At 36.0% G+C, this 13,570-nt stretch carries 10 protein-coding genes and 2 pseudogenes; 4 read left to right on the plus strand and 8 right to left on the minus strand.

Going from position 1 to position 13,570, the window contains the following annotated elements; genetic code table 11:
• Positions 1-17: 17 nt before the first annotated feature.
• Entirely contained in the window at positions 18-905 is an 888-nt protein-coding gene (locus K5790_RS06620; RefSeq protein ID WP_297593504.1) for an NAD(P)-dependent oxidoreductase, read from the plus strand.
• On the opposite strand, the gene K5790_RS06625 is transcribed toward K5790_RS06620, so the two are convergent.
• Positions 886-1,761, minus strand: a complete 876-nt coding sequence (locus tag K5790_RS06625; RefSeq protein ID WP_297593506.1) for a glycosyltransferase family 2 protein — start codon at positions 1,759-1,761, stop codon at positions 886-888. The two genes, K5790_RS06620 and K5790_RS06625, sit on opposite strands and share 20 nt — an antisense overlap.
• Positions 1,762-1,901: 140 nt before the next feature.
• Here K5790_RS06625 and K5790_RS06630 point away from each other — a divergent pair, with 140 nt between their 5' ends.
• Entirely contained in the window at positions 1,902-2,417 is a 516-nt protein-coding gene (locus K5790_RS06630; RefSeq protein ID WP_297593509.1) for a stage II sporulation protein M, read from the plus strand.
• On the opposite strand, the gene K5790_RS06635 is transcribed toward K5790_RS06630, so the two are convergent.
• Entirely contained in the window at positions 2,406-3,218 is an 813-nt protein-coding gene (locus K5790_RS06635) for an ArsR family transcriptional regulator (protein ID WP_297593511.1), read from the minus strand. The two genes, K5790_RS06630 and K5790_RS06635, sit on opposite strands and share 12 nt — an antisense overlap.
• Positions 3,219-3,251: 33 nt before the next feature.
• The gene (locus K5790_RS06640) at positions 3,252-3,875 is read right to left on the minus strand and encodes an adenylate/guanylate cyclase domain-containing protein (RefSeq protein WP_297593513.1); all 624 of its coding nucleotides are present in this window, start codon (positions 3,873-3,875) and stop codon (positions 3,252-3,254) included.
• A gap of 374 nt (positions 3,876-4,249) precedes the next feature.
• On the opposite strand from K5790_RS06640, the gene K5790_RS06645 reads away from it, so the two are divergent.
• Positions 4,250-4,813, plus strand: a complete 564-nt coding sequence (locus K5790_RS06645) for a hypothetical protein (RefSeq protein WP_297593515.1) — start codon at positions 4,250-4,252, stop codon at positions 4,811-4,813.
• Between the two features lie 2 nt (positions 4,814-4,815).
• On the opposite strand, the gene K5790_RS06650 is transcribed toward K5790_RS06645, so the two are convergent.
• The 3 genes from K5790_RS06650 to K5790_RS06660 all read right to left on the minus strand — a co-directional run bounded on the left by K5790_RS06650 (position 4,816) and on the right by K5790_RS06660 (position 10,600).
• The gene (locus K5790_RS06650; RefSeq protein ID WP_297593517.1) at positions 4,816-6,258 is read right to left on the minus strand and encodes a hypothetical protein; all 1,443 of its coding nucleotides are present in this window, start codon (positions 6,256-6,258) and stop codon (positions 4,816-4,818) included.
• Between the two features lie 84 nt (positions 6,259-6,342).
• Positions 6,343-7,446 (minus strand): hypothetical protein, encoded by a 1,104-nt coding sequence (locus K5790_RS06655; protein WP_297593519.1) that lies wholly within the window; start codon positions 7,444-7,446, stop codon positions 6,343-6,345.
• Positions 7,439-10,600, minus strand: a complete 3,162-nt coding sequence (locus tag K5790_RS06660) for a hypothetical protein (RefSeq protein ID WP_297593521.1) — start codon at positions 10,598-10,600, stop codon at positions 7,439-7,441. Before K5790_RS06660 ends, K5790_RS06655 begins: the two co-directional genes overlap by 8 nt.
• A gap of 181 nt (positions 10,601-10,781) precedes the next feature.
• Here K5790_RS06660 and K5790_RS06665 point away from each other — a divergent pair, with 181 nt between their 5' ends.
• On the plus strand, positions 10,782-11,030 hold the full coding sequence (locus tag K5790_RS06665; RefSeq protein ID WP_297593523.1) for a hypothetical protein: 249 nt from the start codon (positions 10,782-10,784) through the stop codon (positions 11,028-11,030).
• Positions 11,031-11,421: 391 nt separating this feature from the next.
• On the opposite strand, the pseudogene K5790_RS10785 reads toward K5790_RS06665, so the two are convergent.
• Both K5790_RS10785 and K5790_RS10790 read right to left on the minus strand, forming a co-directional pair.
• A pseudogene (locus tag K5790_RS10785) lies at positions 11,422-11,526 on the minus strand (thrombospondin type 3 repeat-containing protein); the annotation flags it as partial.
• A 111-nt stretch (positions 11,527-11,637) separates the two neighbouring features.
• A pseudogene (locus K5790_RS10790) lies at positions 11,638-13,089 on the minus strand (hypothetical protein); the annotation flags it as partial.
• Positions 13,090-13,570: the final 481 nt, after the last annotated feature.

Raw genomic sequence — 13,570 nt, forward strand, 5'->3', positions numbered from 1 at the left:
TGTAATTGGAATATTCATTGAAGATTCTAGTTACTGGAGGTGCAGGGTTTATTGGTAGATATTTAGTAGAATCTTTGAAGAAAAATCACACAGTTCTAGTCTATGATAATTTGTCAAACTCTAAAAAAATTCCAGATGAGAAAAATGTGAAATTTTGCAAAGGCGATATATTGGATTATGATAATCTCTGTAAGTTCTCAAAAGATGTAGATATTATGATTCATCTAGCTGCACTTACTAATGTTACAGAATCTGTAATTGATCCTGAAAATACAATAGATGTTAATGTTAATGGAACTGCAAATGTTATCAAAGCATGCAATGAAAATAAAATTAAAAAAATCATCTTTGCATCATCAGCTGCAGTATATGGTGATAATAGTGAGATAATTTCAGAGAATACAAAAACAGATCCTCTATCTGCATACGGGAATAGTAAGATAGAAGCTGAAAAAATAATTGTAAAAAGATGCAATGAAAATAAAATCAGTTACATAATTTTAAGAATATTCAACGTTTATGGCAAGGGGCAAAATGAAAAATATGCAGGAGTGATTACAAAGTTTGCAAAAAATATTTTGCAGAAAAAACCAGTTGTGATTCATGGTAATGGTAAACAGACACGTGACTTTGTTTCGATACATGACGTCATTGATGCGTTTTTGTGTGCAATAGAATCAAAGAGTAATGGAGTGTACAACATTGCAAGCGGAAAGTCTTTGTCAATTAATGAGCTAGCCAATATGATGTTTGATGTGTTTGGAAAAGTTGAGATAAAACATCTAGCCAAACAAAAAGGCGACATACAAAACAGTAACGCAGACATTACACTTGCAAAAGAGCAACTGCATTTTATTCCAACCAGAAAACTAAAGAAAGAACTGGCTAGTATCTATCACGAATAAGATTTGCCATTGAAAACAAAATCACTGCAGTAACAGACAAAATAGCACCAAGCAAAAACATCACAACAGATCCTAGCAAAGATCCGTAAAAGACAGTTTGTTGGTTAAGATATGCATCAAGAAATATCCCACCTAAAATAATTCCTGCTACAATTAATGCAATTCCTGGGATCCCGTAAAACTGCAGCGGATGCTTTATGGAGATATACTTTATTGTGTTTGCCAAAACAGATAAGCCATGTGATACTGGATTGTGAACTGATGTGTTCTCCCCATAAGAAACAGTTATTGGGATTTCAGCTAGTGATAGTCCTTTGTTTGATATTTTGAGTAAGATTTCAGTTGATACTGACATTCCTTCCTCTGTTGGATGAATCGCATCAATTGCGTTTTTTGAGTATGCCCTAAATCCGGATTGTGAGTCAGATACTTTGAGATCTGCACCATAGTTGGCAGCAGATGTTATAATCTTGATTCCTCGCTTCCTATAACCAGGAGCTTCTGCAGAATCATTTAGGAATCTTGATCCAATAACAACATCAACATTATGATCAGATAGTGTGTTTAGGAGCAGCGGTATTTGTTTGGGATCATGCTGTCCATCACCATCAAGTGTAATCATAATTTGCACATTGTTATTTCTTGCATAGTCAAAAAGGGTAATTATTGCTGCACCATAACCCCGGTTTGTTTTGTGTGAGATTACTATAGCTCCTGCTTTTTTTGCAATATTTGCCGTGTCATCAGTAGAGCCATCATCACACACTATAACTTGGTCAACATGATTTAGGGCAAGTTTTACCAAGTCTTCAATATGTGACTCTTCATTGTATGCTGGAATGCAGGCTATCTTCAATGTAATTTTTGTGAATTAACAGATATGTAAATAGTTAGTTTTTCAATTTTTTGAAATTTTCAGCCACTAAATATGAAATAGAAAATAGTTTGAATTATTCAAAGCAATAACCTCAAATAATATCTTAAGCAGATTACAGCGTGCTAAAAGTTAGAATAATTATATTTTTTATTTTTTTTGGGTTGTTTTCACTTGCTTTTCAAATCGGTGCAATGTATGATGTAAGTGATGAGGAAGCAAATGCGTTTGTACAAGAATTTCTATCAAATACAAATGAAATAGATGGTATTGGGATTTTTCTAAACAACATTTCAGCAGCACTTCCAATGTTTGTTCCGGGATTCGGAATAATTTGGGGGTTATACACAGGATGGTCTACTGGGATTGGTTTTGCATCACTAGTAACGATGGCACCTGCACTAAATGAAATCATGCCACTTTCAATTTTGTACTATTCGCCATTTGGATTCATGGAATTAATGGCATACTCGATTGCAATGTCTCGCAGCTATCATATTGTAATGGTATTGGCAAAAAAGAATAATTTAAAGAAAATTATCAAACCCACAATACTAGAGATTGGAATTGTAATTGCAATTCTTATCGTTGCAGGATATTTAGAAGAGTATATGATTGGTTTGGAACTAGTTGTTTGAGAGTTTATTTGCAACAAAGGGTTGTGCGTTGTGCCATGAATAATTAAAGTAATCAAAACACCACTGATGAAATAATGGGTCTTTGCTAACAAATGCAAAACCAGCATCAAGTTTTCCATCCAAATTTGGAAATAACAAACATGATTGTTTTTCATTAAGTATTACTGCAGCGCTGACATTTTTTGTCATCATTCTTTGGATATCTCCACTGTCAATGAATTTTTTGAATTTCTTTATTACAGTATTACGTGTACTAGATACTATTGCCTTTTCATAAAATATTGATTTTATCTTAACACCCTGTGAAAGCTTGGCATGTATTGGTTTTACAAAGTCATCAAAGTATGGAACATCATAGAGTACATTGTAAATGTATTCCTCTGCTTCTTCATAGATATTTTTCCAAGACTCAAAAACATCAACATAACTCTTCAAAAGTTTGGATTCATATAGTTCTCCTAACCTAGATATGAATTTTTCAGGAATAGAATCTACGGGATGCTCCAAAAAATATTTTTTGTGATCAATAACAAATGAAAGATTAGGGGCAATTCCTAGAACCATCTGTCCTAGTGTACTTAGAACAAAACTTCCTTTGGAATTTTTTAGAATAAATCCAGATTTTTCTAACCTCTCAAGGTTTCTGTGCACCTCAGGTGTTGTCGCATCAAGGGCTTTAGCAAGCTCTGAGAGTCTGTAGGTCTTTTGATTTAGCAGTTGGATAATTCTTAGTCTTTGCTCACTTGAGATCTCTAAGAAGTATTTAGCGTATTCATCTAATTTGTGGTCCACCTTTACCATGGTATTACACTAATACAAAATGGTTATTACTGTTTATGATAAATTTACAGAGTATACCTGATAGTTGTGCTTTATTGCAGACTTGAATTGTGTAATGTGTTTAAATGAATATTTTTTGGATTTTCTTGCAATTTCAAACAAGTCGCCACCTATTACTATCTGGTTTGGAGCAGCAAAATGATTTATCTTAGAGCATAGATTCACAGTAGAGCCAAAGATATCCTTTGATGAGGATGTCTTGTAGTTTGCAATCATTAGAGGTCCATAGTCCAAACTTATCCTATACTGTATTTGTGGAATTTTTCGTTCTTTTAGAATATAGTTTATTGCTCTTGATAACTCTATGAGTTTAGCACTGCATGCTAATGCAGAATTTACCGATTCGAATTGGGGAAAATAAAATAGAATTCCATCTCCAATATTTTTTACAACTGATCCTCCATGAAACTTTATGGCATGAGCTAATGTATTATGAAAAACCGAATAGTATTGGCATGCTTGTTCTTGTGAGATTTTTGAGATGATTTTAGTAGAGTTTACCACATCTACAATTCCTACAACATTATTCTGGTAAAGATTCTCAAATGAAATCATGTCTTCGTTAATTACTCTATTTGTAACCAAATCAGCATGTTGCATGTTTGTTTGAATCATCATGTTATGAATATGGTATAATTCAATGATAAGGGGTTGTTAGCTAATCAGCTAATTTTGTATGATTCATGCAAAAAGATGGTTATATTTTACATGTCACATATTATAATCATGCTTACAAAAATTTCATGCAATGTATGCCAAAGAATGACAGGAATCAAAGTATGGGAAGATCGATACAGGGGATACAGGGGCGTTTGTAATAGATGTGAGGGGAATTGGCCAGAATCATGATGACAAAAAGGGGTTTGGCCATACAGAGTCATTTCGATGAGATGTCTTGCATGCTATTAGAGGGATACTCAAATAAGAAAATAGACTAGTCGTAAACTCATACACGACAAAAAGTATATTCAACACGCATTGAAAATCAAAGTGTGGAAGATTTTGAGCTCTTATCAGTAATTGGAAGTTTAGCTACTGCTGTTGCCACAATAATTCTAGTAGTTTTGTTATGGAGAACAATCAGGCAGATGGAGGCAACAGTAGTTCTTAGCAGAATACAAACAGAGTTTAGGTTTCGTCCTTGGATTGGTCCTGTAAATGGCATCAAGAGTATGGGTAAAAATTCAGAGGGAAGGTTTCAGTTTGATGTTACAATAAAAAATTATGGCGAGCTTCCAGCTACTAATGTAAAAGCATCATTTACATCAAGTAACAAGATGATAAAAAAGAGCGAAATTAGTTTTACAGAAGATCAGAAATTCAATCTAGGTCCATTATTGCCAACTATGGAGAAACATTTTTGGTTTTTTATAGATGAGCAGACATTTGAAAAGGCAAAAAAGTCACAGGAGGAATTGTTCATTGCAGTATCCTTTGAATATCCCATAACAGACAGAACTAGCAGCTATGCAATGATAAGTCAATACAACCCAGACTTGGATGAGTTTGTGCATATAGACATGTGGGTTACAGGAACAGATCCGACCAAAAAATAGAATCACCAATCAAATGTGTATGCATCAAATGCCTTTAGATTTTTTCCTTGCCAGATAATTTGTGTCATATCTTTTAGGTACTTTATTGTTGCAGGTGGCTCTGCATTCCACTTGTATCCTAGCTCAGTGTCAACTTTTAGGATTCTGCTTTTAATTTCGACACCTTTAGGAATCTGGAAGTTGTAAGAAAACTCCTTGCAGTTAGTTGGAATTTTGTAAGAAAATGTGCGCTCTGGCTCTTCCCAATCATACTCTATTGTAACAAATCTTTTTCGCTGTCTTGGTTTGATTGGTTTTTTGAGTTTCACGGTAAATTCTTTATGTGTGGGCTTGTTTTCAGTAAGGCTGAGAATATCTGCCTCCAATCCTGATTCATCATAGACGCGTACGTTCATGTCAGCAAAGTCTTTGGGCGTATCGCCATCAAGGTAGTAAAACACTTGATCCTTTGGGGAGTTTGACAGGTTTACAAGATTCCATCGCCATGTATGATGAACCATCATGGTCTTGGGATCTGTTACTTTAAGATCAATGCCAATTGTGTTAAACAAAAACTCGGTCTTTGATTTTAATTCCTGCTCAAATGTCTCTTGTTTTTGCAGTATCTTTTTCTTTCTTGGAGTAGATTTTTCACCAAATCCCTCTCCGTAGATATTGAAAATGTTTAGCTGCTCGCCGTGCTTTATAGAATAGTCTCCTATTGGATGCATGATTTCCTTATACTCTGGAGAGAGAACCCTGACGTCTTCGGCAAACCTAGAAGAGCAGAAAATGTTTTGATCACCTGCCAAGTCCATTACACGTCTTGTCAGAATAATACCAGGTCCCCAGACATTATCCTGGCCGTTGAGATCCTTGATTATATAGACAGGCCCAATATCTATTCCAATTCTCAAGAGTACCTTGTCATCTTTTCTCTTTTTTGTCTTGTTGTATTTGTTTAGAATTTTATGCAGTTGTATTGATAATCTTAATGGGTACTCTGGACTATCAGAGAATCCAATTGCCATTCCATCACCTGTTGGCAAAATTACTGTAGAGTTTGGATCTCGATTTTGAAATATTTCTGTTCTCTGAATAAGCTCATTTAGGACAACTACTTTTCTTGCTTGCTCTTTTGTTGGAATTGTAGGGTTTGATCCTGCCACAATGTCTGTGAAAAACCAAAAAAATGTTCTAGTAAATGCGTTGATATCCCCAATATCATCAATGTCATGACCCTTAAGTGCGTCAAGCAGGTAATCTAAAAAGTCATCAGGACAGGACTTTAAGATTTGAAAACTGTTCATTGATAGTTTTATTGGAATTTTTAGTGACTTTTTTTTTATTTGTTTTTTTATCCATTCTTTTGTTTTGTGTGATTCCTCCATTAGTGATAATATTTCAGCTTCTTTTGTGATGCGTTGCAGTTTCCTGGAATTGGAAGAAGTGTCTTGTTTTTGCATGTGATAATTTTAAAACATCATTTACTTTTCAAGATTTCTATTGGTATTGTAAAATAATAAAATACTAAAGCACTATTTTAGGATCTAGTCATCAAGTGAGTGCTCACGAATTATTCCTGCACCCTTTAGATATTCTACACTTCTTAGAAATTCCTCATCAGTTATTTTCTCATCTGCCCAAAATTTGGCAGTATTCTTAAACCAGTAAGGCAACCCAGAAAAGTCCATCTTTTGGAATTCCTGATGATCAATCTTCATCTTCTCCCTTACCTTCTCCATAACATCTACTTTATTCTCATCAGACCCATCAGCTAGCAAAACATCCTCCCATGTTATTTGCCCCTTTTTTACGGGACCGTCTTTGAATAGTACGTTGTATTTTGCGTCATTTGTTTGGGACTCTTTAATTGAGAGCAATCCCAAAGCGTTAGAGTAATCACCATCGGAGATTTTGCCCAAAGCCCACCATTCAGTCATCATTTTACCCAGTTTCAAAAGGTGTTTTGAGGATTCCACGTTGTTACTTTTGATTTCACTAATGCCAATTGCTTCTTTGTACGGAGGCATTACAGAAAACGAGTATGCCATGTGTTCAACGTACAGTTTTGTCATAAATGACTCGCATGAATCATCATAGTCTGCTCTGCACTCGTCATATTTTTCATCATACACGTGAACAAGATCTTCAATTACTGCAATATCAAACTCTAGAAAATACAAAATAAAGTGAGACATCTCGTGTGTTAGAATCCATACCGGATCAGAGTAGTAAAAGTTTGGGCAATCACAAATAATTATTGCGTTATTAAATTTTCTGTCATTTCCTGCATGCATGAACAATCCTCCCATCTTCTCAGAATGAAGTTCTTCTTCTCCAAGATTCTTGGAGTAAACTAATACCAACAAGTCAAGATCTTCTGGCACATCATACATTGCATTGTATCTGTTCTGGTTTATACATAATGGATCGTATTTTGTGTTCTCAAACTGATACAATGCAAAATATTTTTCTGTTATTGTGTTGTATTTTTGAGTTGACTGGTAATCATAATTACTGCACACATTAGTATCAGTCACATAGACTAGTTGCCATTTTGTGTTCTCTGAAAAGTGTGTGGCATATGCATCAACTGTAAAAACTCCAACTGCAACAACTAAAGCAATGAGAACAATGAGTTTTTTAATCAAATCTTATCACTCCGTTATTTACAAGCCATTCCATTGACTTTACAAAATCATCATCAGAGATTTGATCATCTGCCCACCACTCTGCATTGCTTTTTATCCACTTTGGTATTTGAGTTTGACTTGTTGATTCATGGTTTGGAGCAAACATAATTCTATTATTTATGATATACTGTATTCCTTCTACAAATAGTTCATCAGAGATTTGATCATCTGCCCACCACTCTGCATTGCTCTTTACCCACTTTGGTATTACATCTGTTCTTAATTCTTGAATCTCTACTTCTTCACCCATATCAGGCAATGGATTGAATTCTGGAGATGACGATTCTACTTTAATTGCATCTCGGATAATGGTATCAAATGAGTTCAATTTCGGATCCCATGCACGAATAATGATATCGCTTGTATCCATTGGATTTGCAAATGTCATGTTAAATACTACAAATTTCTTTGGAGAGTCCTCCACTTCTTGTATTATCACATCTGCTTTCTGGAAGAATCCATTTGGATCCTTTACTTGGAGTGGCTTACCATCATTGTAAAGAATTTGTGTGTCGCTTTGTGAAATAGAATCCTTTGCGTCTCTCAGATTCATGTATAATGAAAAGTGTTGTATCTTTGTAGCCTCATATAGCACAAACTGAATTGTTATAGTATTATCAGTAACTAGTGAATGTGTAGATAATGTATTTTCAAATCCACCAAGAACGTATCCACTATCATTAATCATTAGTGGAAAATCAAAATCCTCAAAAGAATCTAGTGGCATTGGAAAAATTTGTTTTTTAGAGTTGTGGTTTAGAATCATATCCTCTACTTCTAAAGGAACATCAATCAAGGAATTTAGGACAAGGTTGTTCAACGATAAAGTTGGTGCCGAATAGTCAGAGCCACCACCGCCAAGTGCAGATATTCCAGCCAATGCATTAACCACTAGTCCAGGTCTTACTAATCCTCCACCTCCACCTCCAGGTCCTGAAGAGTCTTTTACTGAGACATCATGAGATTTTCCAAGATATGATACGGTAACAGTATCATCTGAATCAAAATTAACTGATATGCCACCTTTTGCTTTATCAGAAATAGGAGTAATCAATGCATTTGATGTAAAAAACCCACTTGTAATGCTCAATATATCCTCTGGAACAACTTGGATGGAACTGTTTGGAGTAGATGGTCCACTGGTTAGGCTAAGAACATTTTGGAATTTACCAGTATTAACTCCAGTTTCAGTTAGAATAAACGATATACCTCCAGAATCAGTTGTAGATTTAATTGATATGGTAGAAGTGTCAAAATTTAAGGGATCAATATTTTTGGATGCATCAGTTTGATTAATTGTAATGCTTTGAGAAGCAGATGCAAATGCATCACCATTCATAAAGATCAGAGTAGAAGAGGACCCGCCAAAGATTCCAGTGTTTAAACCTGTTTCACCAAGGGTAAGCGTAATTCCATCAGTATCTCTAGTGGATGCTATAGTAACATCAATCTCTTCAGCTGCTAATGGGTCTTGGTTGGAATTTTTATCATCTACTTGAACATTGACAACATCTCCATAATCAAAACTTGTAAACGAAGTTCCTCCTTTCTGAACCTCAATTAAGATAGGAAAGATCGTTGCAGCAGATGAACTGCCAGAAAAACTAGCAGTGATTGTATCTCCTGCTTTTGCCTCAATTGCAGATCCTAAAGTTGAATCTGCAAAAAACAATGTTCCAGTGAAAGTTCCTGTACCCACTCCTGTTTCAGATAATGAGAGTACCAGCCCGAGAGAATCTGATGTTGATGTTATTGTTGCATCAATAGAACCTGAAGATAAGGAGTCAACAATACTAATTTGTGCAGATTCATTTAGGGTGTATTGTGATTTATCAAAGGATACTGTAATTGGGGATGGTGTTCCTGTTACAAACAATACATCCCTATCAAATCCACCACCATCAGGGGTGGTATCTTCCCATGCAACAAAAACCCGATCTTCTTCAAGAGATATTCGAGGCTCTAAAGAAATTCCACTGTTACTACTAATATTTTGTGAAGTGTCAAAGGTCACACCAGAGTTGTCACTTGATTTAACTAAAATCTCATCATTTCCAGATGTGTTATCTCTCCATGAAACTGAAACATAGCCATTATCAGCTGCTACTTGCGGAGATATTGATTCTCCAGAGTTTTGGCTTAGATTTAGCGTTGTAAAAGTTGTTCCACTATCAGAACTTTTAGCAATAAATATGTCATCAGAGCCTGATACGTCAGCACTCCAAACAACATAAACAGATGTGCCGTCTATAGCAATCTTTGGATTTGGTGTTGACGTTCCTCCTGTGTCGCCAATGTCTTTAACAATAAAAGTATCACCATTGTTTGTACTGCTTGCAAATAAAATATCAGTACTGTTCTTCCATGTCACATAAACATTAGATCCTGCAGATGCAATTTCATGTAGTGATGCAGAACTTCCTGAACTTAGAAAATTCTTTGAACCAAACGTATCACCGTTATTGCTAATTCTCATAAATGCAATATCGTCTGATTCTTCCCAGACAACATATGCATCACTTCCAGAAACAGATACCTTTGGAATGATTGAAGACGTACCACTTAGCAATACAGGAGCATCAAAAGTCACACCCGAATCGCCACTATCTGAGAAAAATATCTCAGTCCCTTGCTGCCATACCACATAGACATCACTTGATAATGCTGCAACGTCGGGAAGTACAGATGTGTTAGTAGAAGAGCTTAAGATTACCTGTGCACTAAAAAATCCTCCAGAGTCTGTACTTTTAGAAAATGCTATCGTACTTGGACTAGATCCTTCGTGCCAAGCAGCATAAACATTAGTTCCTGAAACTGCAATTTGCGGGTTTTGAGAGTTTGCAACACCAGAGTCTAAAGTGATTGCACTTGCAAAGCTAGTACCGTTGTTTGTGCTTTTCTTAAAAAGAATGTTGTTACTTCCACTAGTATTATCCCTCCAAATCAAGTACACATCATCGCCTGATGTAACCATTTGAGGTTGTTGAGAGTCGCCAGAATTTGATGAGACATTAACTTGTGAATCAAAATTAAAAGATAGTGCAGATACGGGTATAGCTGAGCTTAGCAGTAACAACGACAATACAATTAATAGAAAATAAGTAGCATTCATCTTATAGCATGACAGTATTATACAAATAAATGATTTTCTTCGTAAGTGCATATTTGTCAAATCAGATCTAACCCATATTGTATTCAGACTTTTAAAGACAATAAAGGATCTTAGCTGTATTGATAATTTTTTTACAGCATAGCTAAGTCGTTCTTTTGTACATACAAGGCATATCTAACTTGTGAAGATATGTTGTGGTAGGGGAACAGCATCTGTTGAGATAGACATCTCGGAAATGCCATGGGCTGGAAAGCCTTTCATGGCATTTCAGAAAGAAAAGATAAGCAGCCTCCCAAAAGAAAAAAAACTTTGCATCATAAGAGGTACAAAGTCAGTATCACTACAAGAATACCTAAAGTCAAGAAGAAAAATTCTAGATGAAGGATTCTCTCTTGTGATATCTCGCGGAACTAGGATTCTGCGACTCTGAATTTTTTTTAAAGTATTGGAAATTGTATAAAATTGAAAATATTATACGGTAAATGATGTCTTGAATTAAAATTAGAATAATCTTGTGGAATTAAGATTAGGTGATTTTCAAATTATTTTTATTGACATCCAAGAGACGACTTTGCATCAGATATCAATTCTAGTAAGACATCTGCATCTTCTTGTAGCAATCCATTCTTCTTTCCTATCTTTGCGTTGATTTGGTTTTCTACAGCATTGACCTTACCACATACTGCAACATCATTATTTGGGTTTTCATCTTCTAGCAATAATATTGCATCACCTAATGGAGAACCAATGCCATTAATGTCACCTGACAGTGAATCTATTGCAGAAATTAGATCCAGAATAATTTCCTGAGGAACAACCACATCACATGCATCACCTAGTCCATCACTGTCAGAATCTTCTTGTTCAGGATTTGCAACAAGTGGACAGTTATCTTCCTCATCTCCAACTCCATCTCCGTCAGTATCTACAATGTTACTAACGTTAATTGATGCTGTTGCAATGTTGCTTGCCTCAAGTCCATCTCTTGCAATGAAAGTAAAGGAATCAGTTCCTGCAAATCCAGGATCTGGAGTATAAGTCATAGTTGCAGTATATCCTGTTTGTACAAATTCTGTCAGCTTTCCATGCAAGGGTTGTGATTTTATTATAATATTAAGTACATTGCTTTCAGCATCAGATGCAGACAAGATCACAATAGCAGAAGAGTCGGTTTGCATATCTACCTCAACATCTTCTGCCACAGGTGGTGTATTCAATACAGTATCAACTGTTGCAGGATTACTTGTGATTGGTAATCCATCAACTAGTGTTGTAACACTATATGTAAACGAGTCGTTGCCATCAAACGTATCAGGAGAATATATTACATTTGCAGTTGTTCCATCAGGATTGATAGTTATTGCACCAAGCGTTCCTTTTACAGGTTGTGTAATAATGTTAAACTGCATATCCACCCCTACAGCAGAAGATCCTGAAAGTGTAAGATTTACAGCATCTTGAATATTTCTTGTGATGAATCTTGCATCAAATGCTGATGGTTTTTGTGTATCAACATCAGGGGCTGCAGTAGATTCGATTACTGTATCAGTTGATTTGAATTCATTTAATGCAAATATTGATGTGTGAACTCTGTCACCATAGAGGAAGTTTACATCATCTCTAAAGTTAACATCGATGCTGCTCCAGTCATCAAATCCTTCAAGTGTTGTAATTGATTCGTCCTGGCATCCTGAGATCTCTTCTCTATAGTGAACATTTTGTGCAAATCCTGAATCAGTGTTTGGACCGTTTCTGTTAAAGTCAAATGGAGTACCTGTAGGAATTATTTGGGTAGGTGGTTTTGAGCCATCTGCAAGTATTCCGCCAACTACTGTTTGTAGATAAAATTCATCTCCAGGAGTTACAACAACACCTAGATTTTCATCAATAGATGTTTCTTCTAATGATGGCAATGTATCTCGTGAAAAGTCCAAAGGTCTGTTTGTATCAACATCAACTCCTCCAATTCTAGTCTCTGGGAACTGGAAGTTGTAGTTCATGACACTGTGATAGTTTGGTTTGCAGTTTAGATTATCATCTCCACCATGTTTTAGACCTAAGGTATGACCTAGTTCATGCATTAATGTTCCTGCCTGCTCATCAACAGTTCCTGCTTGTCCTGAAAATGATCCCATAGATATTGCAATATCGTTTCCACCAATTTCGGCAACACCTGATGAAAGTGGATCTTCGGCTAACTGGTTAAGGAAAATAACATATCGATACACTTGGGCCTTTAGTGCCAAAGTCTCTTGTCCTGCATCTCTTTGAGTAGAGTTTCCAAAGTATGCAGACTTTAGATCAGCAAATGATGGTTCATTTCCAACAGTGTTTTCCTCCCAGCGAATTAGCGGATGGAATGGAATCTCCTCATCAACTAGAACATGCAAGTTTACACCAGTATCTCCGTTATTGTTAATCAATGGTGAGTTTGCAAATGCTTCTACTACTTGATCAATTGCATCTTGTGATGGTGCTCTGTTTGTCATCCAGTCTATCTCAACGAATACATCAACTGCATCTGAAGATGGACAGTCAGCATCATTTCTGTTTGAAAGACCTGTATCTGCGCTGTTACATGTTTCAGTATATACTGCACCATCTTTCTCAATGGTCAGGCCCACATTTTGCTGAATCCAAGATGCACAAACACCATCGGTATTAAAGTCAGTACAAATTTCAGGTGTAACTGCTGTTGCATTAAAGACTCCAACTACCGGTTGAGGTTGTGCAATTATTTCTCCTCCAACAAACTTTGCAGATACTGCTGACACAGTAGCAACGTTGGCAAATGAATCACCATTCCAGTCACCTATCAGAGGAATGCTTCCTGCTGAACCCCACAAGAATTGAGGGGTATAGTAAGTTCCAGTATCAAGGTCGCGTAAGTGCCATCTACCATCAGAGTTGAATGTTCCAATGTCATCACGACCATCGCCATCCCAGTCGCCTACAACAGGAATGCTGTTT

It is taken from the genome of Nitrosopumilus sp., from assembly GCF_025698945.1.
Taxonomy (GTDB): domain Archaea; phylum Thermoproteota; class Nitrososphaeria; order Nitrososphaerales; family Nitrosopumilaceae; genus Nitrosopumilus.